The sequence below is a fragment of the Shimia sediminis genome (genome assembly GCF_003990645.1).
GTDB lineage: Bacteria > Pseudomonadota > Alphaproteobacteria > Rhodobacterales > Rhodobacteraceae > Shimia > Shimia sediminis.
Window position 1 is genome coordinate 847,197 of sequence record NZ_RYZK01000001.1, and the last position, 20,452, is coordinate 867,648.

General features: G+C 61.2%; 25 protein-coding genes. All 25 read right to left on the reverse strand.

All coding sequences use genetic code 11. The features are described from left to right. Position 1: 1 nt before the first annotated feature. Positions 2-307 (reverse strand): NADH-quinone oxidoreductase subunit NuoK, encoded by a 306-nt coding sequence (nuoK, locus tag EK369_RS04295; protein ID WP_127112422.1) that lies wholly within the window; start codon positions 305-307, stop codon positions 2-4. Between the two features lie 4 nt (positions 308-311). After that, on the reverse strand, positions 312-761 hold the full coding sequence (locus tag EK369_RS04300) for a hypothetical protein (protein WP_127112423.1): 450 nt from the start codon (positions 759-761) through the stop codon (positions 312-314). A gap of 32 nt (positions 762-793) precedes the next feature. Next, positions 794-1,402, reverse strand: a complete 609-nt coding sequence (locus tag EK369_RS04305) for an NADH-quinone oxidoreductase subunit J (RefSeq protein WP_127112424.1) — start codon at positions 1,400-1,402, stop codon at positions 794-796. Beyond that, complete coding sequence (locus EK369_RS04310; RefSeq protein ID WP_127112425.1) at positions 1,399-1,806, reverse strand: carboxymuconolactone decarboxylase family protein; 408 nt, start codon at positions 1,804-1,806, stop codon at positions 1,399-1,401. The genes EK369_RS04305 and EK369_RS04310 overlap by 4 nt, the downstream gene beginning before the upstream one ends. After that, on the reverse strand, positions 1,803-2,297 hold the full coding sequence (gene nuoI / locus EK369_RS04315; RefSeq protein ID WP_127112426.1) for an NADH-quinone oxidoreductase subunit NuoI: 495 nt from the start codon (positions 2,295-2,297) through the stop codon (positions 1,803-1,805). The genes EK369_RS04310 and nuoI overlap by 4 nt, the downstream gene beginning before the upstream one ends. A 1-nt stretch (position 2,298) precedes the next feature. After that, positions 2,299-3,339 (reverse strand): NADH-quinone oxidoreductase subunit NuoH, encoded by a 1,041-nt coding sequence (nuoH, locus tag EK369_RS04320; protein ID WP_127112427.1) that lies wholly within the window; start codon positions 3,337-3,339, stop codon positions 2,299-2,301. Positions 3,340-3,345: 6 nt separating this feature from the next. Further along, on the reverse strand, positions 3,346-3,777 hold the full coding sequence (locus EK369_RS04325; protein WP_127112428.1) for a YNQ4 family lipoprotein: 432 nt from the start codon (positions 3,775-3,777) through the stop codon (positions 3,346-3,348). Continuing rightward, positions 3,777-5,789 carry an NADH-quinone oxidoreductase subunit NuoG gene (gene nuoG / locus EK369_RS04330; protein WP_127112429.1) on the reverse strand — a complete coding sequence of 671 codons (2,013 nt, stop codon included), beginning with the start codon at positions 5,787-5,789 and terminating at the stop codon, positions 3,777-3,779. Before nuoG ends, EK369_RS04325 begins: the two co-directional genes overlap by 1 nt. Positions 5,790-5,792: 3 nt before the next feature. Then, entirely contained in the window at positions 5,793-6,197 is a 405-nt protein-coding gene (locus tag EK369_RS04335) for a DUF5333 domain-containing protein (protein WP_127112430.1), read from the reverse strand. Between the two features lie 89 nt (positions 6,198-6,286). After that, entirely contained in the window at positions 6,287-6,664 is a 378-nt protein-coding gene (locus EK369_RS04340) for a hypothetical protein (RefSeq protein WP_127112431.1), read from the reverse strand. A gap of 4 nt (positions 6,665-6,668) precedes the next feature. Next, positions 6,669-7,964, reverse strand: coding sequence for an NADH-quinone oxidoreductase subunit NuoF (gene nuoF, locus EK369_RS04345; RefSeq protein ID WP_127112432.1), 1,296 nt, complete (start codon positions 7,962-7,964; stop codon positions 6,669-6,671). 4 nt (positions 7,965-7,968) lie between these two features. Continuing rightward, positions 7,969-8,196: a DUF5337 domain-containing protein gene (locus EK369_RS04350; protein WP_127112433.1), complete on the reverse strand. Its 228-nt coding sequence runs from the start codon at positions 8,194-8,196 to the stop codon at positions 7,969-7,971. Positions 8,197-8,199: 3 nt separating this feature from the next. Continuing rightward, positions 8,200-9,312, reverse strand: coding sequence for an NADH-quinone oxidoreductase subunit NuoE (gene nuoE, locus EK369_RS04355; protein ID WP_127112434.1), 1,113 nt, complete (start codon positions 9,310-9,312; stop codon positions 8,200-8,202). After that, positions 9,312-10,535, reverse strand: coding sequence for an NADH-quinone oxidoreductase subunit D (locus EK369_RS04360; RefSeq protein WP_127112530.1), 1,224 nt, complete (start codon positions 10,533-10,535; stop codon positions 9,312-9,314). Before EK369_RS04360 ends, nuoE begins: the two co-directional genes overlap by 1 nt. After that, positions 10,535-11,140 carry an NADH-quinone oxidoreductase subunit C gene (locus EK369_RS04365; RefSeq protein WP_127112435.1) on the reverse strand — a complete coding sequence of 202 codons (606 nt, stop codon included), beginning with the start codon at positions 11,138-11,140 and terminating at the stop codon, positions 10,535-10,537. The genes EK369_RS04360 and EK369_RS04365 overlap by 1 nt, the downstream gene beginning before the upstream one ends. Continuing rightward, positions 11,137-11,661: a NuoB/complex I 20 kDa subunit family protein gene (locus EK369_RS04370; RefSeq protein ID WP_127112436.1), complete on the reverse strand. Its 525-nt coding sequence runs from the start codon at positions 11,659-11,661 to the stop codon at positions 11,137-11,139. The genes EK369_RS04365 and EK369_RS04370 overlap by 4 nt, the downstream gene beginning before the upstream one ends. Continuing rightward, positions 11,661-12,026: an NADH-quinone oxidoreductase subunit A gene (locus EK369_RS04375; RefSeq protein WP_127112437.1), complete on the reverse strand. Its 366-nt coding sequence runs from the start codon at positions 12,024-12,026 to the stop codon at positions 11,661-11,663. The genes EK369_RS04370 and EK369_RS04375 overlap by 1 nt, the downstream gene beginning before the upstream one ends. Positions 12,027-12,462: 436 nt before the next feature. Beyond that, positions 12,463-13,248: a crotonase/enoyl-CoA hydratase family protein gene (locus EK369_RS04380; RefSeq protein ID WP_127112438.1), complete on the reverse strand. Its 786-nt coding sequence runs from the start codon at positions 13,246-13,248 to the stop codon at positions 12,463-12,465. A gap of 69 nt (positions 13,249-13,317) precedes the next feature. Beyond that, positions 13,318-14,175 carry a hydroxymethylglutaryl-CoA lyase gene (locus EK369_RS04385; protein ID WP_127112439.1) on the reverse strand — a complete coding sequence of 286 codons (858 nt, stop codon included), beginning with the start codon at positions 14,173-14,175 and terminating at the stop codon, positions 13,318-13,320. After that, a complete protein-coding gene (locus tag EK369_RS04390; protein ID WP_127112440.1) occupies positions 14,168-14,833 on the reverse strand; it encodes a glutathione S-transferase family protein in 666 nt (221 codons plus the stop codon). The genes EK369_RS04385 and EK369_RS04390 overlap by 8 nt, the downstream gene beginning before the upstream one ends. Before the next feature lie 5 nt (positions 14,834-14,838). Beyond that, entirely contained in the window at positions 14,839-15,498 is a 660-nt protein-coding gene (locus tag EK369_RS04395; protein WP_127112441.1) for a glutathione S-transferase family protein, read from the reverse strand. Positions 15,499-15,514: 16 nt separating this feature from the next. Further along, complete coding sequence (locus EK369_RS04400) at positions 15,515-16,156, reverse strand: glutathione S-transferase family protein (protein WP_127112442.1); 642 nt, start codon at positions 16,154-16,156, stop codon at positions 15,515-15,517. Beyond that, positions 16,153-18,117, reverse strand: coding sequence for an acetyl-CoA carboxylase biotin carboxylase subunit (locus EK369_RS04405; protein ID WP_127112443.1), 1,965 nt, complete (start codon positions 18,115-18,117; stop codon positions 16,153-16,155). Before EK369_RS04405 ends, EK369_RS04400 begins: the two co-directional genes overlap by 4 nt. A gap of 73 nt (positions 18,118-18,190) precedes the next feature. Then, on the reverse strand, positions 18,191-19,798 hold the full coding sequence (locus EK369_RS04410; RefSeq protein WP_127112444.1) for a carboxyl transferase domain-containing protein: 1,608 nt from the start codon (positions 19,796-19,798) through the stop codon (positions 18,191-18,193). Positions 19,799-19,818: 20 nt separating this feature from the next. Then, on the reverse strand, positions 19,819-20,340 hold the full coding sequence (locus EK369_RS04415) for a lysozyme inhibitor LprI family protein (protein WP_235871336.1): 522 nt from the start codon (positions 20,338-20,340) through the stop codon (positions 19,819-19,821). Positions 20,341-20,452: the final 112 nt, after the last annotated feature.

Consider the following 20,452-nt stretch of genomic DNA (forward strand, 5'->3'; position numbering starts at 1 on the left):
CTTAGCCTTTCATCACGTTGACATCTTCGACCGCGATGGTGCCGCGGTTACGGAAGAAGGAGACAATGATCGCGAGGCCAATCGCGGCTTCCGCCGCGGCAACGGTCAGGATGAACAGGGTGAACACCTGCCCGACCAGATCGCCCATGTAGCTCGAGAACGCCACCAGGTTAATGTTGACGGAAAGCAGCATCAGTTCGATCGACATCAGCAGGATGATGACGTTCTTCCGGTTCAGGAAGAGGCCAAAGATCCCGATGACGAAGAGAACCGCCGCCACGGTGAGATAATGTTCCAGTCCGATCATATTCTCAAAGTCCCTCGAATTTTTTCTTGCCGTTACGCAGCTTTGGGAACGCTGCTGCGCAGGCGCAGTTTTCTTCTGTTTTTTTCTGTAGCGACACTTCGAAGCCTCGCGCGTCAAACTGTTGTTTGACCTTTTCAAGTGAGTAGCGTTCTTGCGAGTTCAGCATTGCATGCAGAGTGCTTCTCGCTTCTTCTGAGCGGTCGAAACTATCGGACCGCCCCTCTTTCTTCCATTCCGCGCGAACTTCAACGGTTGTGCCGGAACCACAATCGGAAACGACGAGCTTTCCATTCTGGACGCAACCATCATCAAAGCAAAATCCACCCACTTCCTCATAGGACACGACACCCTGACCAATCACACGATGATCAATTTCGACCCAATGATGCGAGACAACAGAGTTGTGCTCACACTCGCCAATAGGAAAGGCGTATGAGGCGACGGGCAGCAACATCGCAGCCAGAAGAGATATGAGCGCTTTAAGCTTCAAACACCCTGCCCCGGTTTCACGTCTTTCAGTTCCATCGCGTCTTTGGGATCGCGCCACATCTGGTGCAGCACGTTCTGACGTTTCACGTCACGGCGGTGGCGCATGGTCAGAACGATGGCGCCTATCATGGCGACCAGCAGGATCAGACCGGCCAGTTGGAACAGAAGGAAATACTGGTCGTAGATAATCAGGCCCAGAGCGGCGGTGTTCTGCACACCCTCGGGCGCAACAGCGGCGCGCGACGCCTCGGCGGTGTCGGCAAACTGCCAGACGCCGATGGCCATGCCGAACTGCATCAGCAGGATCACGGCAATCAACAGCGCCAGCGGCATGTATTGCGCCATGCCTGCTTTCAGCTCGGCAAAGTCGATGTCCAGCATCATCACCACGAACAGGAACAATACGGCGACCGCCCCCACGTAGACGATGATCAACAGCATCGCGACAAATTCCGCCCCCAGCAGCACGAACAGCCCCGCCGATGACAGAAAGGCCAGGATCAGCCAGAGCACCGAATGCACCGGGTTGCGGCTGATCACGGTGAACAGCCCGCCCGCGATGGCGCTGAGCGCGAAGAGGTAAAAGGCCAGAGCAACCATACTCATGTGTCACTATCCTCGTTTTCGGCCATGACACCTTCGGCAAGCTCCAGGGCTTTGGTCATGGCGGGTATGCCGGCGAACATCGACATCTGTCCGATGGTCTCGACGATTTCTTGTTTTGTTGCGCCCGCCTCCAGAAGGTGACGAACGGTCATGCGGATTTGCGGCTCGCCCTGGGCGCCCAGAACGGTCAGCGCGGCCAGCGTCAGCAGCAAACGGGTCTTGGCGTCCAGCCCGTCCTTGTTGATGGTGTTGCCAAAGAACATCTCCATCATCTCTTTGGACATGGTGGGCCACAGGTTTTCGAACCCTTTCGGGGTGAACGACTCCATCGCAGGGTTCATGGCCTTGGCCATCTCCTGATACTGCGCGATCATCGCTTCAAAGGGGTTCTTGCCATCGGTCATCGGTAGGGTGCATCCAATTCGAGGTTCTTGGCGATCTCGGCTTCCCAACGTTCGCCGTTCGCGAGCAATTTATCCTTGTCGTAGAACAACTCTTCGCGGCTTTCGGTCGAGAACTCGAAATTCGGCCCTTCGACAATCGCATCCACCGGGCAGGCTTCCTGGCAGAAGCCGCAGTAGATGCACTTGGTCATGTCGATGTCATAGCGCGTGGTGCGGCGGCTGCCATCTTCGCGGGGTTCCGCGTCAATGGTGATCGCCTGCGCCGGACAGATGGCTTCGCACAGCTTACAGGCGATGCAACGCTCTTCCCCATTGGGGTAGCGACGCAGCGCGTGTTCGCCGCGGAACCGCGGGCTCAGCGGACCCTTTTCATGCGGGTAGTTGATCGTCACCTTTGGGCCGACAAAGTACTTCATCCCCAGCCGGAACGCCTTGAAAAAGTCGGTCAGCAGGAAATAGCCAGCCGCGCGTTTATAGTCGATCTGAGTCATATCAGCCTCCAATCGCCCAGCGGGCATAGGCGCCGCCGAAAAGTTCGAATTTCGCCAGGAACGCCACCAGAACAACCCAGACCAGCGACATCGGCAGGAAGACTTTCCAACCAATGCGCATCAGCTGGTCATAGCGGTAGCGCGGCACCAATGCCTTGACCATCGAGAACATGAAGAACGCGAGGCCCATCTTGGCAATCATCCAGAAGATACCATCCGGCAGACCCGGGATCGGCGACAGCCAGCCCCCAAAGAACAACAGGCTCACCAGCGCGCACATCAGCACCACGGCCACCAGTTCACCGATCATGAACAACAGGAACGGGGTCGACGAGTATTCCACCTGATAGCCCGCCACCAGTTCAGATTCCGCCTCTGGCAGGTCGAACGGAGGACGGTTGGTTTCCGCCAGCGCCGAGATGAAGAACAGGAACAGCATCGGGAAATGCGGCAGCCAGTACCAAGAGAAGATGCCATACTTGCCATCCTGCGCGGCAACAATGTCGCCAAAGTTCATCGAGCCGGTCGAGATGATGATGCCGATGATGATCAGACCCAGGCTGACCTCGTAAGAGATCATCTGCGCAGCCGACCGAAGCGACCCGAGGAACGGGTACTTCGAGTTCGACGCCCAGCCGCCCATGATCACGCCGTAAACCTCAAGGCTCGACACCGCGAACACATACAGGATTGCAACGTTGATGTCCGACAGGACCCAGCCATCGTTGAACGGGATCACCGCCCAGGCGATCAGCGCCATCACCAGCGACACCATCGGTGCCAAAAGGTACACGGCCTTGTCCGCACCAGCCGGGAAGACCACTTCTTTCACGATGTACTTCAGAAAGTCCGCAAAGCTCTGCATCAGGCCAAAGACACCAACAACGTTGGGACCCCGGCGCAGCTGGACCGCGGCCCAGATCTTGCGGTCGGCATACATCAGAAAGGCCAGCGCCACCAAAAGTGGAACGACAAGCAACAGGATCTGGCCCACTGTCAGCAGCAGGATCCCGAGGTTCGTGGTGGTAAAGAATTCAATCATGGGTCCTCACACCGTGGGTATTCCGTTGTCTTTACAGTCCGCAACGATGACTTCGGCGTCGATCGTCTTGAGACCGTCCGGCAGCGCCGACGAGATGGTATAAGCCGCATCCCCTCTCCACATGCCGTCGTCAAATGTCGTGGTCGTGCGCACGTGGCGCGCAAAACCGTATCCCCGGATCAGCGCATATTGCGCCGCGGCGCATTCCGCATAGCGGGCCACGCTGTTGGGGGCTTCGGGGTCGTCCTTGTCGCCGCGCATGGCGACATGAAACCGGACGAGATCGTCTTCCAGCAACCGTGTCTCAACACCCTGATACAGTGCATCCTGCGACACGGTCCCGCCACAGGACACGCCCTCACCACAGGTCGGCGCACAGGCCGACAGACCCAGCGCCAGCGCCGGAACCATGGGGGATATGAGGGCGTTCAGGTGCATTACTCTGCGGCGACCTTCTGGTTGGCGCGGTCCTTGGCGTTGGCGGCCAGTTCGGCCATCAACTCGGACGCGCGGGCAATCGGGTTGGTCAGATAGAAATCATCCACGGCAGCAAAGAACTTGCCCGCTTTCAGATCGGCGATCGGCAGCGGCTCCCAGCCGTTGTCGACAACCTGATCGATCTGCGCCAGATGCGGCACCTCGGCCACCAGCGCCTGACGCAACTGCGCAAGGCTGTCATAACCCAGCGTTGCACCCAGCTCGGCGCTCAGCGCGCGCAGGATGGCCCAGTTTTCCTTGGCCTCACCCGGTGCAAACCCGGCACGCATCGCCAGTTGCGGACGGCCTTCGGTGTTTACGAACACCCCGTTCTCTTCGGTATAGGCCGCTGCGGGCAGGATCACGTCGGCGCGATGCGCACCGCGGTCACCATGGCTGCCCTGATAAATCACGAACGGCCCCTCGGCGATCTCAACCTCATCAGCACCCAGGTTGTAAACCACCTCGGCCCCTTCCAGCGCGACATCCATCCCGCCTTCGGTCACGGCACCGACATCCATCGCGCCCACACGGCTCGCGGCGGTGTGCAGCACCATCATCTTGCCGGTCAGCTTTTCGGTCAGCTCCATGCACTTGGCCAGAACCGCAATCCCGTCGCCTTCGTTGATGGCGCCCTGCCCAACGATCACAACTGCATTGTCCGAGGCCTCGGCGGCCTCCAGCATGCCCGGGAACATCCGGCGGCCGGGCCCGTGATGGGTGGTCTCATAGGTCAGATCACCGCTTTTCACACCCACGGTGTGGACCTCGGCACCGCGCAGCCAGGCCTTGCGGATACGGGCATTGAGAACCGGCGCCTCGTTGCGTGGATTCGACCCGATGATGTAAATAACCTTAGCGTTATCAATATCTTCGATGGCCGCATTGCCCACATAGGCCGAGCGATTGTCTGCCGGAAGAACTGCGCCATTGGTGCGGCATTCGATGTTGCCTTCCAGACCGTCAACGATCTGTTTCAACGCAAATGTCGCCTCAACCGGGGCCAGATCGCCAATCAGAGCAGCGACTTTCTTGCCCTTCATGGCCTCGGCAGCCGCGCTCAGCGCTTCGCCCCATGTGGCGGGCTTCAGCTTGCCATCAACCCGCACATAGGGGCGATCCAGACGCTGGCGGCGCAGACCGTCCCAGACAAAGCGGGTCTTGTCGGAAATCCACTCTTCGTTCACGCCATCATGGTTGCGCGGCAGGATGCGCATCACTTCGCGGCCCTTGGTATCGACGCGGATGTTCGACCCCAGCGCATCCATCACGTCGATGGTCTCGGTCTTGGTCAGCTCCCACGGACGAGCGGTAAAGGCATAAGGCTTCGAGGTCAGCGCGCCCACCGGGCACAGATCAATGATGTTGCCCTGCAGGTTCGAATCCAGCGTCTGGTTCAGATAGCTGGTGATCTCGGCGTCTTCACCGCGTCCCGTCTGACCCATCTGGCTGATGCCCGCGACCTCGGTCGTGAAGCGCACACAACGGGTGCAGGAAATACACCGCGTCATCGTGGTCGAGACCAGCGGCCCCAGATCCAGATCATCCACCGCGCGCTTGGGCTCCTGGAACCGCGTGTCCGAGATGCCATAGGCCATGGCCTGATCCTGCAGGTCACACTCCCCACCCTGGTCGCAGATCGGGCAATCCAGCGGGTGGTTGATGAGCATGAACTCCATCACCCCTTCGCGGGCCTTCTTGACCATGGGCGAGTTGGTTTTCACCACCGGAGGCTGGCCTTCGGGGCCGGGGCGCAGATCGCGCACCTGCATCGCACAAGAGGCCGCAGGCTTGGGCGGACCGCCGACAACCTCGACCAGACACATCCGGCAGTTGCCGGCAATCGACAGACGTTCGTGGTAACAGAACCGTGGAATTTCCACACCGGCCTGCTCACAGGCCTGGATCAGCGTCATCGCGCCGTCTACTTCCACTTCGGTCTCGTCAATGACGACTTTGCGCAGGTCAGACATGGTCTACTTAGCCCTCAATAGCGCGCCGATCGCGCTTTTCTTTGCAATTTCCGCGCGGCCGACCACGCAGAAGGTTTCAGGTTGTCCATAGATCGCGCCCTGAGACTTCAGGTAAGCCTCGCCCTTGGCGCGCATCCGCTTCTTTTGCTCTTTGGATTTCATGTACGTCTTGATTTCGTCGTTCGAGTAGCCCAGCTCATTGGCCCGCGCCTTCAGCTCCCAGGCTTGCCCAAGCGCCTTCATCTTGCGGGCGGCGATATCTTCGCAGATTTCGCTGATTTCCCAGCCCACAGCCGCGGCGAACAGCTTGTTTTCGATCTCGGGAACGTCACTCAAAGGCGGTTTGGCCGCCGCGGCAGCCCCTGCCAGAACACTCACGCCCAATACAACCGGCAACATCACACGCATCTTTACTCTCCTGTCTGCGGACACGCGGGACTCGCGCGCCTCTGCTGCGACAGGAGCGTTTTGTGCTCGTGTTATGCAATAACCTCGGCTCATGGCTTGCAAATGCCCTCCATGATCAGGTCGTCATCGTCCATTTTCAGGGTTTGGTTCTCTTGATCCGGGCCGCTGATCCATTCAATCCGCGAGGTGCCGTATTGTTCGATGCAATAGCGTGTCGCCGCATAGCGCCCCGCCTCTTTGGCACCGTTGATCGACTGCGTGGCGCGGCGCACTTCTACAGAGAAATGCTCGCGTTTTTCTTTCTCGATCGCCTCGACCTTGGATTTGAACTCAATCCCGTCAAAGGCAAACTCGGTCTTGTTGCGGTGATCCTTGAACGTGCCACAACCCGAGACCAGCGCAAGCGACAGAACCACGCACACGCCAAGCGCACCCCTGCCCGTCATGATATGCTGCCCCAGGATCACTGTCTTACTCCGCCGCCATCGCGCCCATACGGCCCGTTTTCTGGGCCTTGATGCGGTCTTCAATTTCCTCACGGAAGTTCTTGATCAACCCCTGGATCGGCCAGGCCGCTGCGTCGCCAAGGGCACAGATGGTGTGGCCTTCGACCTGCTTGGTGACGTCGAACAGCATGTCGATCTCTTCGATCTCGGCCTCGCCTTTGACCAGACGATCCATCACGCGCATCATCCAGCCGGTGCCTTCGCGGCACGGCGTACACTGACCGCAGCTTTCGTGCTTGTAGAACTTCGACAGACGCCAGATCGCCTTGATTGGGTCGACGCTCTTGTCCATGACGATCACCGCCGCGGTCCCCAGGGACGACCCCACCTTGCGCAATTCGTCAAAGTCCATCACCGCGTCGCGCATGTCTTCGCCGCGCACACATGGCACCGACGAGCCACCGGGGATCACCGCCAAGAGGTTATCCCAGCCGCCGCGAATACCGCCGCAATGTTTCTCGATCAGCTCTTCGAACGAAATCGACATCGCCTCTTCAACCACACACGGGTTGTTCACATGGCCCGAAATACCAAAGATCTTGGTGCCCGCATTGTTGGGGTTGCCAAAAGACGAGAACCACTCAGCCCCGCGCCGCAGGATGGTCGGCACAACGGCAATCGATTCCACGTTGTTCACCGTGGTCGGACAGCCATAGAGCCCCGCCCCCGCCGGGAACGGCGGCTTCATGCGCGGCATGCCCTTTTTGCCCTCAAGGCTTTCCAGCAATGCGGTTTCTTCGCCGCAGATATAGGCGCCCGCACCGTGATGCAGGAACAGGTCAAAATCCCAGCCCGAGCCAGCGGCATTCTTGCCCAGCAGACCCGCGTCGTAAGCTTCGTCAATCGCCGCCTGCAGCGCTTCGCGCTCGCGAATGTACTCGCCGCGGATGTAGATGTAACAGGTGTGCGCGTTCATCGCGAAGGACGCAATCAGGCAGCCTTCGATCAGCGTGTGCGGATCGTGGCGCATGATCTCGCGGTCTTTACAGGTGCCGGGCTCGGATTCATCCGCGTTCACAACCAGATACGCCGGGCGCCCGTCGCTTTCCTTGGGCATGAAGGACCACTTCAAACCGGTCGGGAACCCTGCACCACCACGGCCACGAAGCCCCGAGGCCTTCATGTTGTCGATGACCCAGTCACGTCCGTTCTGGATGATCTTTGCCGTGCCATCCCAGTGGCCGCGCGCCTTGGCGCCCGCCAGCGTGCGGTCATGCATGCCATAGAGGTTGGTAAAGATACGGTCCTGATCTTTCAGCATCTCGTTACCCTTGCGTTGCCCGGCGCGCGCGCCAGATCTGAAAAATGTTCACCAGCGCCCAGACCAGCGCCGCAATAGCGGCAAAGTCAAACAGCAGCGCGTAGCGTCCCGGCAGGCCAGCGGCCTTGCCAATGAATTGGGCGGCCATCCACAGAACCATGCTGCCCGCGATCACAAGGGCGACCATGCGCCCCTTGCGTGCCAGCTCTTGCTCTGTTGCCCCGCCCCCCATGTCTTAGTCCTCGTCGTAGACGCCACCCTTGGCGACCTTTTTGGAGAACTCGGTTTCTTCGCCCGATGCGAGCGTCTTGGCCTGGTCGACCCAGCCGTCGCGTTCGATCCGACCCTTGAAGGACAGTTTGTCGTCCATCTCGGTGATGTCATCCGCACCCCAGGCAGCGATCTGCGCAAATGAGGTCACGCCAGCCGCGTGCAGCTTTTTCTCCAGCGCCGGGCCGACGCCCTTGAGCTGTTTCAGGTCATCCGCAGACGCCTCTTCAGCCCCTTGCGGCGCTTCTTCGGCCTTCTTGGCCTTGGGCGCGGCCTTTTTGGCCTCTTCCGCCTGTTTCGCGGCAGGTTTCGGCGTTGCCGGCGCGGCGGGAGGCTTTTCGGCGGCCTCTTGACCGGCAACCTCGCCCGCGTCGTTCAGCCAAGGCGTCGTCAGCGGCACTTCGGTGCCATCAATACGCTTGACCGTGTCGCCCAGATCGGTCGCCAGCTGCGCCGATGCGTTATACTTGGTCTTGCCGCTCTCATAGTCTTTCAGCGTGGTCAGACCCGACAGCGGTTCCGAGGCAAAACGGCCATTCATCGGACCCGGAGCCGGCACCTTGCCCGCCGCCAGATCGTCGAGCAACTGCGCAAACCCTTCGGTCGTCATGTCCTCGTAATAATCCTTGCCGATCTGCGCCATGGGCGCGTTGGTGCAGGCCCCCAGACATTCGACCTCTTCCCAGGAAAACTTGCCATCCGCCGAGACCGTATGCGGCGTCGGCGCGATCTTGTCCTTGCAGACCTCCATCAGGTCTTCGGCGCCACAGATCATGCAGCTGAGCGTGCCGCAAATCTGGATATGCGCCACCGACCCAACGGGCTGCAGCTGGAACATAAAGTAGAAGGACGCCACCTCAAGCACGCGGATATAGGCCATACCCAGCATGTCGGCCACGGCCTCAATCGCGGGCTTTGACAGCCAGCCTTCCTGTTCCTGCGCCCGCCACAACAGCGGAATAACCGCCGAGGCCTGACGGCCCTCGGGGTATTTGGTCATTTGACCTTCGGCCCAGGCCAGGTTTCCTTCGGTGAATGCGAAGCTTTCGGGTTGTTCGCTATGAAGACGACGAAGCATTAGCGGTCGATCTCCCCAAATACGATGTCGATGGTGCCGATGATCGCCGCCACGTCGGCCAGCTGGTGGCCCTTGGCGATGTGATCCAGCGATTGCAGGTGGTTATAGCCCGGTGCACGCAGCTTGGCGCGGTACGGACGGTTGGTGCCATCCGCTTGAATATACACGCCAAATTCGCCCTTGGGCGCTTCCACCGCGGCGTAAACCTCGCCCTCGGGGACCTTGAAGCCTTCGGTGTAGAGCTTGAAGTGGTGGATCAGGCTCTCCATCGAGGTCTTCATGTCACCGCGTTTCGGCGGGGTCAGCTTGCCGCGTGCCAGCACGTCGCCGGTGGCTTCGCGCAGTTTCACGATGGCCTGACGGATGATGCTGGTCGATTGACGCATTTCTTCCACGCGCATGACATAGCGGTCATAGCAGTCGCCGTTCTTGCCGATGGGGATCTGGAAATCGAACTCGTCATAGCACTCATAGGGCTGGGCGCGACGCAGGTCCCAGGCGAGCCCCGCCGAGCGCAGCATCACGCCCGAATACCCCTGTTCCAGCGCGGTATTGGTGTCGATCACGCAGATGTCCACGTTACGCTGCTTGAAAATGCGGTTCTCGGTCAGCAGAGTCTCGATGTCGTCCAGAACATTGGGGAAATGGAACGCCCATTCCTCAATGTCATCCAGCAGAGCGTCGGGCAGATCCTGATGCACACCGCCGGGGCGGAAATAGGCCGCGTGCAGACGCGCGCCACAGGCCCGTTCGTAAAAGATCATCAGCTTTTCGCGCTCTTCAAAACCCCAGAGGTTCGGGGTCAGCGCGCCAACGTCCATCGCCTGCGAACAGACGTTCATCAGGTGGTTCAACACGCGGCCAATCTCGCAGTACAGGACCCGGATCAACTGCGCACGACGCGGCACTTCGGTGCCGGTCAGCTTTTCGATCGCCATGCACCATGCATGTTCCTGGTTCATCGGCGCCACGTAATCGAGGCGGTCGAGATACGGCAGGTTCTGCAGGTAGGTACGGCTTTCCATCAGCTTTTCGGTGCCGCGGTGCAGCAACCCGACGTGCGGGTCAGCGCGTTCCACGATCTCGCCGTCCAGTTCCAGAACCAGACGCAGCACACCGTGGGCCGCAGGGTGCTGCGGACCAAAGTTGATGTTAAAGTTGCGGATTTTCTGTTCGCCGGCCAGCGCGTCGTGGCTGCCGTCAGTGAACTTGGAGCCGTCCATCATTTCGCCTCCCCCTTCTCATCACCGGGCAGGATGTATTCGGCACCCTCCCACGGGGACATGAAATCAAACTGGCGGTAATCCTGCGTCAGTTGCACAGGCTCATAGACCACGCGCTTTTCGACCTCGTCATAGCGCACCTCGGTGTAACCCGTGGTCGGGAAATCCTTGCGCAGCGGGTGGCCGGTAAAGCCATAATCCGTCAGCAAACGCCGCAGGTCCGGGTGATCGCTAAAGATGATCCCGAACATGTCGAACGTCTCCCGCTCGGCCCAGTTGGCACAAGGGTGAATGTCAGTGATCGACGGCACCATTTCATCTTCGCGCACCGCGACCCGCAGGCGGATGCGGTGGTTCTGATAGATCGACAACAGGTGATAGATCACCGTGAATCGCTTGGGGCGATCCGGGAAATCTGCCGCGGTCAGGTCGATCAGCGTGGCAAACTTGCAGGTCTGGTCGGTTTTCAGAAACTCGATGAACCCGGCGATGTTGGCCGGGGCCACGTCCACGTTCAACTCGCCAAAGGCGATGTCCCAGCCAAGGACACAGTCCGGGCGCTTGGCTTCGATATAGGCGCCCAACTCGTTCAGTGCTTCGCTCATCTCTCAATCGTCCCCGTGCGACGGATCTTGCGGTGCAGCTGCAGGACCCCATACATCAGCGCCTCGGCGGTCGGAGGACAGCCAGGCACATAGACGTCAACCGGCACGATCCGGTCACAGCCCCGCACAACGCTGTAGGAATAGTGGTAATAGCCGCCGCCATTGGCGCAGGACCCCATCGAGATCACATACCGCGGCTCGGGCATCTGGTCGTAAACCTTGCGCAGGGCCGGTGCCATCTTGTTGGTCAGCGTGCCCGCAACAATCATCAGGTCCGACTGGCGCGGCGAGGCGCGCGGGGCAGTACCATACCGCTCAAGGTCATAGCGCGGCATCGAGGTGTGGATCATCTCGACCGCGCAGCACGCCAGACCAAAGGTCATCCAGTGCAAAGACCCGGTGCGGGCCCAGTTGATCATGTCCTCGGTCGAGGTCAGCAGGAACCCTTTGTCCTGCAGATCCTTGTTCAGCGCCTGGGTGACAACTTCCTTGTCGGCGCCCGCCGTGTTGGCTCCGGTCATCACTCCCATTCCAGGGCTCCCTTTTTCCACTCATAGGCAAAGCCGATGGTCAGCACGCCCAGGAAAACCATCATCGACCAGAAGCCCAGCATGCTGATGTCCTTAAAGCCCACGGCCCAGGGGAACAGCATCGCAATTTCCAAATCGAAAATGATGAACAGGATCGACACGAGGTAGAACCTCACGTCAAATTTCATCCGCGCGTCGTCAAAGGCATTGAAACCACACTCGTAAGCACTCACCTTCTCAGGATCGGGATTTCTTACGGCAAGGACAACAGCTGCGAGGATCAGAACAAGGCCTAGTGCAATTGCGACGGCCAGAAAGACGAGAATGGGAAGGTATTCCCTCAGCATCTCTTCCACGGGGTGGCTCCTTTCATGCACGGGTCAAATGACGTGCAGTCAGATGGCTGTTTTGACTAAAGGGGGTTTACCCTTGCCCTATGGCAGGGTCAACCAAGCGGCGACACATTCAATTTCGTGAAAGCGTTGCATTTTTTCTTGGTGAACAAAGGTATGCAAAGGCATACCGGTGCCCTGCGGCAATTGGTCAGCCGCTGATTTTAAGGGATTTTCGGGGGGTTGGCGGCGTACCCTGCGCGAATCCCGTTGTGCGGCAAAAGCACACGAAAGACTCATCTTTTTCACAGACCGTCCGCAGGCTCTGGAATTTTTGCATTCGGAACGGATTTTTCACGGGGCTTTTTCGGTATGCCGCCGCATGCCCGAAACAAGGCCGACAGAGTCGCACCAGAGTCGCTTTTTGGATGGCGACCCTGGTCCCACTATTCGGACCGGCTCAGCCCTGGCTCCACGCTGGCTTGCGCTTGTCAAAGAATGCGCCGATGCCTTCCTTGGCCTCGTCGCCTTCCCATGTTTCTGCCAGCGCGTTCACCGCGTGGTCAATCGCGGCCTGGTCGATCACCGGGCCAAACCGCCGCGCCAGCGCTTTTGAGGCCGCCACCGCCTTGGGGGCGCAGTTGAGGAACGGCACCACTTCGGCCTCGACCGCCGCGTCCAGATCCTCCGCCGGAACCGCCCTGGCCAACAGGCCCAGCGTCACTGCTTCTTGGGCGCCAAACAACCGCGCCGAAAAGAACACCCGCCGTGCCATCGCCTCACCCATGCGGGCAATGACATAGGGCCCGATATTGGCCGGGATCAGGCCGAGTTTCACCTCGGTCAGCCCCATCTTCACATGATCGGCCCCGATGGTGACATCACAGACCGAGGCCATGCCCACGCCACCGCCAAAGGCATTGCCCTGCACCCGCCCGATCAGCGGTTTCGGCAGCTCGTTCAGCGCCCGCAGCATGATCGCCAGCTTGGCGCTTTCGGCCTTGCGGGTCGCAGCGTCCATCTTCATCTGCGCCTGCATCCAGGCCAGATCACCGCCCGCGCAGAATGACTTGCCCGCCCCGGTCAGGATCACCACACGCACCGCGTCATCCGCCGCCAGCTGCCCCGCGGCCACAACCAACTCGTCCAGCATCTGCGCATTCATCGCGTTGTGCTTTTCCGCCCGGTCCAGCGTCAGCGTGGCCACGCCCCGCGCATCCGTCACTACAGAAATCGTCTCAAACATCTCTCTCTCCTCAACCGCAGAGAATTTTCTAGAAAATTCTCCACCCGTGAAATTCTTCTAGAAGAATTTCTAGTCCCCGGCCCGCATCGCACGCGCCATATCCGCCGCCTCGGTCAGCACCGCCCGGTCCAGCCCGGTCTGATATCCCAAGCCAACCAGCAGATCGTTCACCGCCTCGGTCGCCACATTGCCCTTGGCCCCCGGCGCATAGGGACAGCCACCCAAGCCCCCCACGGCCGCATCAAACACCCGCACGCCCAGGCCCAACGACGCCTCGATGTTCGCCAGCGCGCGGCCTGCGGTGTCATGATAATGCCCGGCCAGTTTCCCGGCGGGCACTTCGCTCACCACCGCCTCCAGCATCGCCGTGATGCTCTCCGGCGTGCCCTGCCCGATGGTGTCGCCCAACGAGATCTCATAACACCCCATATCCCGCAGAGCAGCGGCCACCTCGGCCACCTTCTCTGGCGGTGTCGGCCCGTCATAGGGGCAATCGGTCACGCAAGAGACATAGCCCCGCACCGGAATGCCCGCCGCCTGCCCCGCCTCGGCCACCGGCGCAAAGCGCTCCAGCGACTCGGCGATGGTGGCGTTGATATTGGCCTTGGAAAACCCTTCCGACGCCGACCCGAATATGGCGATCTCGTCGGCCTTGGCGGCCATGGCCCCCTCGAACCCCCGCATGTTCGGCGTCAGCGCCGCATAAGACACCCCCGCCGCGCGGCTGATCCCCGCCAGCACCTCTGCACTGTCGGCCATCTGCGGCACCCACTTGGGGCTGACGAAACTCGCCACCTCGATGCGCCTGAACCCGGCCTGGCTCAGGCAATCCACCAGCGCGATCTTTTCCGCCGTCGGGATCAGGCGCTTTTCATTCTGCAGCCCGTCCCGCGGGCCCATTTCGAAGATTTCGACAAAGTCAGACATCCGGAGCCTCGTAAAAGTCCTTGGTGTAAATCCGTTGCACATCCTCGGGCGGCAAAGACCGCTGATAGGCTGGCCGCGCCGCGATCCGCGCGCCATAGGCGGCACAGTGCGGCAGGTCGCCAAAGGACACGAACCTCTTCGCCACCTCGACGCCATAGCCCACCGCGCAATCCGCCCCGCTGAAACCGCTCGCCAGCAGATAGTCGCGCCCGTCCGACAACTGCCGCTCGAGCCGCCCCAACACCTTGTGCAGCCGCCGCGCTTCCAGGTTCATCTGCGTGGGCGAGCGCATCTCAGGCTTGTACAAGACAATATGCGCCTGGGTCAGGTTCGCCATATGCTGCCCGATGCTTTCGGCGTAATGCAGCATGTCGAGGTATTCCATGCGTTCCGCATCCCCCGCAGGCCGCCCCAACCCTTTTTCAGGAAAGATCTCGCACAGGTACTCCACACTGGCCCCGCTCTCGACGATGACCTTGCCGTCGATCTCCAGCGCCGGCACCCGCGCCGCCGGGTTGATCTCCAGATAGTCCGGGCTGCGCAGCGACTTGTCGAAGAAATTGTGCACGACCAACTCATAGTCCAGCCCCATTTCCTCCAACAGCCACAGCACCCGGAACGACCGGGCCTCATGGGCGTGATGCAGTGTGATCTTCATAGCGCTCAAACCTCCGGCACCGGGTAAAACTCTTTCTTGTAGAACTCCTGAGGCCCGTCTTTCTCGCGCGCCCGCTGATAGGCTGGCCGCGCCTCGATCCGCGCGCGATAGGCCGCGAGGTTCTGAAACCGGTCCATCTCTACGTAATAAGGCGCCGAAAACAGGTTGAACCCCATCATCGTATCCGCCGCCGAGAACCCGCTCTCCAACAGCCAGTCCCGCTCTCCCAGCGTGCGCTCCATCGCCTTCAACGTCGCCGCCAGACGCGCCGCCTCCAGCTTCAGCACCACCGGCGATGCAGGCGTCGGGTCACCCATGAACAGATGCTGCATGTTGAGCGAGGCCAAAACGCTGGCCTGTGTCTCGGCAAACCCCAGCCACTCCAGAAACGGCACCCGCTCGGCATCGCCAGCAAGCCGCCCAAGCCCATGTTCGGGGCGCGTTTCGGTCAGGTATTCAATGATCGCGCCGCTTTCATAAATCGTCAGCCCGTCAATCTCCAACGCAGGCACACGGCCCACGGGCGAAATCGCCTTGAACTCTGAGGCGCGCAAAGAGCCATCGGTGATGGAATAGTGTTTCAGCTCGGCGTCCAGCCCCATCTCTTCCAACAGCCACAGGATGCGGAAGGATCGGGAAAACGGAATATGGTGCAGGCGGATCATGGACGGCCCTTTCTTTCTAACGCTTCAGATCTGGCCGCGTGACAATTGCACTGTCGCGCGCGGCAAACCCGTCAAACCATTGGGTCAATGCGGGGTGCTGCTGCAACAGATCGCGCCCCGGTTCATAAAGCACAAAATAGTCCAGCATCGCAAAAAGATGCCCCTCGGCGGCCCCGGCCGCGCCGGGACGCAACACCAGACCTTCGGCGGCAACCTCTTCCAGCGCCCCCAGGATGCGCGGCGCCGCCTGCATGCCCGCATCGACAAGCGCCGCATCGGCGGGCTCTCCCATCAACGGCGCATAGACTCCGTGCGAAAACACCTGTCGCACCAAGGGCCTATAGACATAGGAATCCACCATGCCGATCACCTGCCGCGCACGGGCCCGCGCCGGGGCGGTGTCCGGCATCAACCACACGCCGCCAAGCACCTCTTCCAGATAGCCCAGAATCGCGGCGGTCTCATACAGCGCAAAATCCCCGTGCCTCAGCACCGGCACCCGGCCAAAGGGCTGATCCGCCCTCAGCCGGTCTGCGTCGGTTGCCGCAAACGGGTTGCACTCTTCATAGGCATAGGCCTGACCTTTCTCCGCCAGCGCAATCCGCACCGAGCGCGTATAGACGCTGTGGCAAAAGCCGGTCAGGCGCAGGTCACTCACGCAGCGGCCTCCGCCTCGTCTTCTTCGACCAACTGGATCAGCGCAGCACCTTCCTGCACCTGGTCGCCCGCGTGGGCCAGAACCTCGGCCACCACGCCATCACGCGCGGCCAGCAGCGAATGCTCCATCTTCATGGCTTCCAGAATGGCCAGCCGGTCGCCCTCTTTCACCTCTTGTCCGGCCTCGGCAAAGATCGCCTTGACCAATCCCGGCATGGGTGCGGCAATCACATTACCGCCCGCCGCCTCGTCCGAGGCCCGATCCAGCGGATCGACCACATGGAACACATAGCCATTGCCCCAGAACACCGTCAGTTCGTCACCGACATAAGAGGTCCGCGCCTTGACCTTGGTCTGATCGACAAACCACGCGCTGCCCGAAAAATGCACGCGATGCTGCACATCCCCCAGATCGACGCGGTATTCACCGGTCCCCAGAACAGTGACCCGCACCTCGATATCTTCTTCGTTGTGGCTGAGATGCACGGTCTGCGTCAGCGGAGACCACATCACAAACGCCGCCTCGGGCGCACCATCCGGCGCATCCATCAGGCCCAGCGCCGTCAACGCCGCCACCGAGCGCGCCTTGGTACAGGCCACGGGGGCTGCCGCCAACGCGTCCAGATGCCGTGCAATCAGCCCGGTGTCCACGTCCCCCTTCACAAAGTCCTCCTGCGCCGCCAACAGGCTCAGGAACGAGACATTGGTCACCGTGCCGCCCACATCCGTGTGGCGCAGCGCGGTCTCCAGCTTGGCCAGCGCAATTGCGCGGGTCGCCCCATGCACCACCAGCTTGGCAATCATCGGGTCATACCACGGGCTGATGGTGTCGCCCTGACGCACACCGCTGTCAAACCGCGCGCCCTCAGGGAAGCCCAGATGCGTCAGCGTACCGGTCGCCGGCAGGAACCCCTTGGGCACATCCTCGGCATAGATCCGCGCCTCAAAGGAATGCCCGGTGATGCTCAGCTCGTCCTGCGACTTGGGCAAAGGATCCCCCGACGCGACCCGCAACTGCCATTCCACCAGATCAACACCGGTGATGGCCTCGGTCACCGGGTGTTCCACCTGCAGACGCGTGTTCATCTCCATGAACCAGAACCCATCGGCGCGTAAGCCATCCGAGCCATCGACGATGAACTCCACCGTACCAGCGCCCTTGTAGCCAATCGCCTCGGCCGCGCGCACACCGGCCTGCCCCATGGCCGCGCGCACCTCGGCGCTCATCCCCGGCGCAGGCGCTTCCTCGATCACCTTCTGGTGACGGCGCTGCAGCGAACAGTCGCGCTCAAACAGATGCACCGCGTGGGTGCCATCGCCAAAGACCTGCACCTCCACGTGGCGCGGTTGCGTGACGTATTTCTCGATCAACACATCCGCGTTGCCAAAAGCCGTGGTCGCTTCACCTTGCGCACTCGCCAGCGCATCGGCAAACTCCGCCGGGTCTTCCACCAGACGCATGCCCTTGCCGCCGCCACCCGCAACCGCCTTGATCAGCACCGGATAGCCGATCTTATCCGCCTCCGCCGCCAGAAAGGCGCCATCCTGATTGGCACCATGATAGCCCGGCACCACCGGCACCCCGGCCTCTTCCATCAAGACCTTCGCGGCGTCCTTCAGCCCCATCTTGCGGATTGCATCCGCCGACGGCCCGATAAAGACCAGCCCCGCCGCTTCCACCGCATCCACAAACTCCGGGTTCTCGGACAAAAAGCCATAGCCCGGATGAATACCCTGCGCGCCCGTCTCCAAGGCCGCCGCAATGATCACATCGCCCTTCAGGTAGCTCTCCGACGGCGCCGCGCCGCCGATATGCACCGCCTGATCCGCCATCGCCACATGCTTGGCACCCGCATCCGCGTCTGAATACACAGCCACGGTCTTCACACCCAGTTTCCGGGCGGTTTCCATCACACGGCACGCAATCTCACCACGGTTCGCAATCAAAATCTTGTTGAACATCTCACGGCCTCCCGACCCGATCCTTCATTTCGCCCGAAATACTCCGGGGGTGTGGGGGCTGGCCCCCACGACATCACATCCGGAACACACCAAACTTCGTCTCTTCCACCGGTGCATTCAGGCTTGCACTCAAGCTCAACGCCAACACATCCCGCGTCTTGCGCGGATCGACGATGCCGTCATCCCACAGCCGCGCCGAGGCATAGAGCGGGTGGCTCTGATGCTCGAACATATCCAGCGTCGGCTGCTTGAACGCGGCCTCTTCCTCGGCCGACCATGCGCCGCCCTGCCGCTCGATGGCGTCGCGTTTGACCGTGGCCAGAACCCCAGCCGCCTGCTCGCCGCCCATCACGGAAATCCGCGAATTCGGCCAGGTCCACAGGAACCGGGGGCTATAGGCCCGCCCCGCCATGCCATAGTTGCCCGCGCCGAACGAGCCCCCCACCAGCATGGTGATCTTCGGCACCTTGGTGGTCGCCACAGCCGTCACCAGCTTGGCGCCATGCCGGGCAATGCCCTCGGCCTCGTACTTCTGACCGACCATGAACCCGGTGATGTTCTGCAGGAACACCAGCGGGATACCGCGTTGCGAGCACAGTTCGACAAAATGCGCGCCCTTGGCAGCACTTTCCGAATACAAAACCCCGTTGTTGGCGATGATCCCCACCGGGCAGCCTTTGACATGGGCAAAGCCACAGACCAGCGTCTCGCCAAACCGCGCCTTGAACTCGTCAAAGCGGCTGCCATCGACCACGCGGGCAATCACCTCGCGGATGTCATAAGGCGTGCGCAAGCCCGCGGGCACCACGCCCAGAATCTCTTCGGGGTCATAGGCCGGCTCTTCCGGGCTCTGCCAATCCACGGTCTGCGGTTTCTTGCGGTTCAGATACTCAACGGCCCGGCGTGCCAAAGCCAGCGCATGGGCGTCATCCTCGGCCAGATAGTCGGCCACGCCGGACAGGCGCGTGTGCACATCGCCGCCGCCCAGATCCTCGGCCGAGACAACCTCACCCGTCGCCGCCTTGACCAGCGGCGGGCCCGCCAGAAAGATCGTGCCCTGTTCCTTCACGATGATGGTCACATCCGACATCGCAGGCACATAGGCACCTCCGGCGGTACAGGACCCCATCACCACGGCAATCTGCGGAATGCCCTTGGCGCTCATATTGGCCTGATTGTAGAAAATCCGCCCAAAGTGGTCGCGGTCCGGGAACACCTCGTCCTGATTGGGCAGGTTCGCGCCGCCACTGTCCACCAGGTAGATACAGGGCAGATGGTTCTCTTCGGCAATCTCCTGGGCGCGCAGGTGCTTCTTGACCGTCATCGGGTAATAGGTGCCGCCCTTTACCGTGGCATCGTTGCAGACCACCATGACCTCCTGACCGCTCACGCGCCCGATCCCGGCAATCACACCCCCACAAGGGGCTGCCCCGTCATACATGCCATGCGCCGCCGTCGAACCGACCTCGAGGAACGGCGATCCCGGATCCAACAGGTTTGCCACCCGCTCGCGCGGCAGCATCTTGCCCCGGCTCAGGTGGCGGTCACGCGCGCGCTCTCCCCCACCTTGTGCCGCCGCCTCAGCGGCCTCGGCCACCACCGCCATCGCCTCCAGATGGGCGGCGCGGTTGGCGTTGAAATCATCTGACGTCGTCAGCGCCTTGGAGTGCAGTTTTGTCATCGTGTCATTCCCCGGTAAATTCAGTTCAGCCCGTTCAGGCTTTCTAGATAAAGCGCCTGTTTGGCGGTCAGCCCCATCAGACAGGCAACCCCGGCGGGCCCTGCCCCCGTGCCGCCGCCCCAGAGCGCGCGTTCATAGCCGCAGGTGGCGTCGCGATAGGTGATCCAGGCCCGCTGCATGTCGCGCAACGCATCTGCCTGCGACGGCGCGGAAGACCCGATCTCTTTCATCTCGGCATCCATCGCCTTGGCTTCGGCGCGCACGCGCTTGTAAGCCCCGTTCAGCCGGGCGTCCCAGTATTGCAATTCGGCGTCGTAGCACCCGACCATGCCCACGGTCGAATATCCGCCCGGTGTCGCCTCCATACAGGCATTGGCCGCCTCACCGGCGCAGAACGACAGATCGTTCAGATGGTCAAAGTCCTGCATGCAGGTCTCGGTGGCTGCGGGTGAAAAGATCACGCCCTCTTGCGCCATGCCCGGCGCAGCCAGGCTGGTGGCCGCCCAGACCGCCACCGCAAATGCGACTCGATTCGACATCATGAACGCCCCCTTTTCCGGGCTGCGCCGGACAGGCTCCGGGTGACGTCGGGTCGCCCCGCGCCGCGCAGCAATGCGCCTATGGAAACCCTGCTATTCACCACGCGCAACCCAC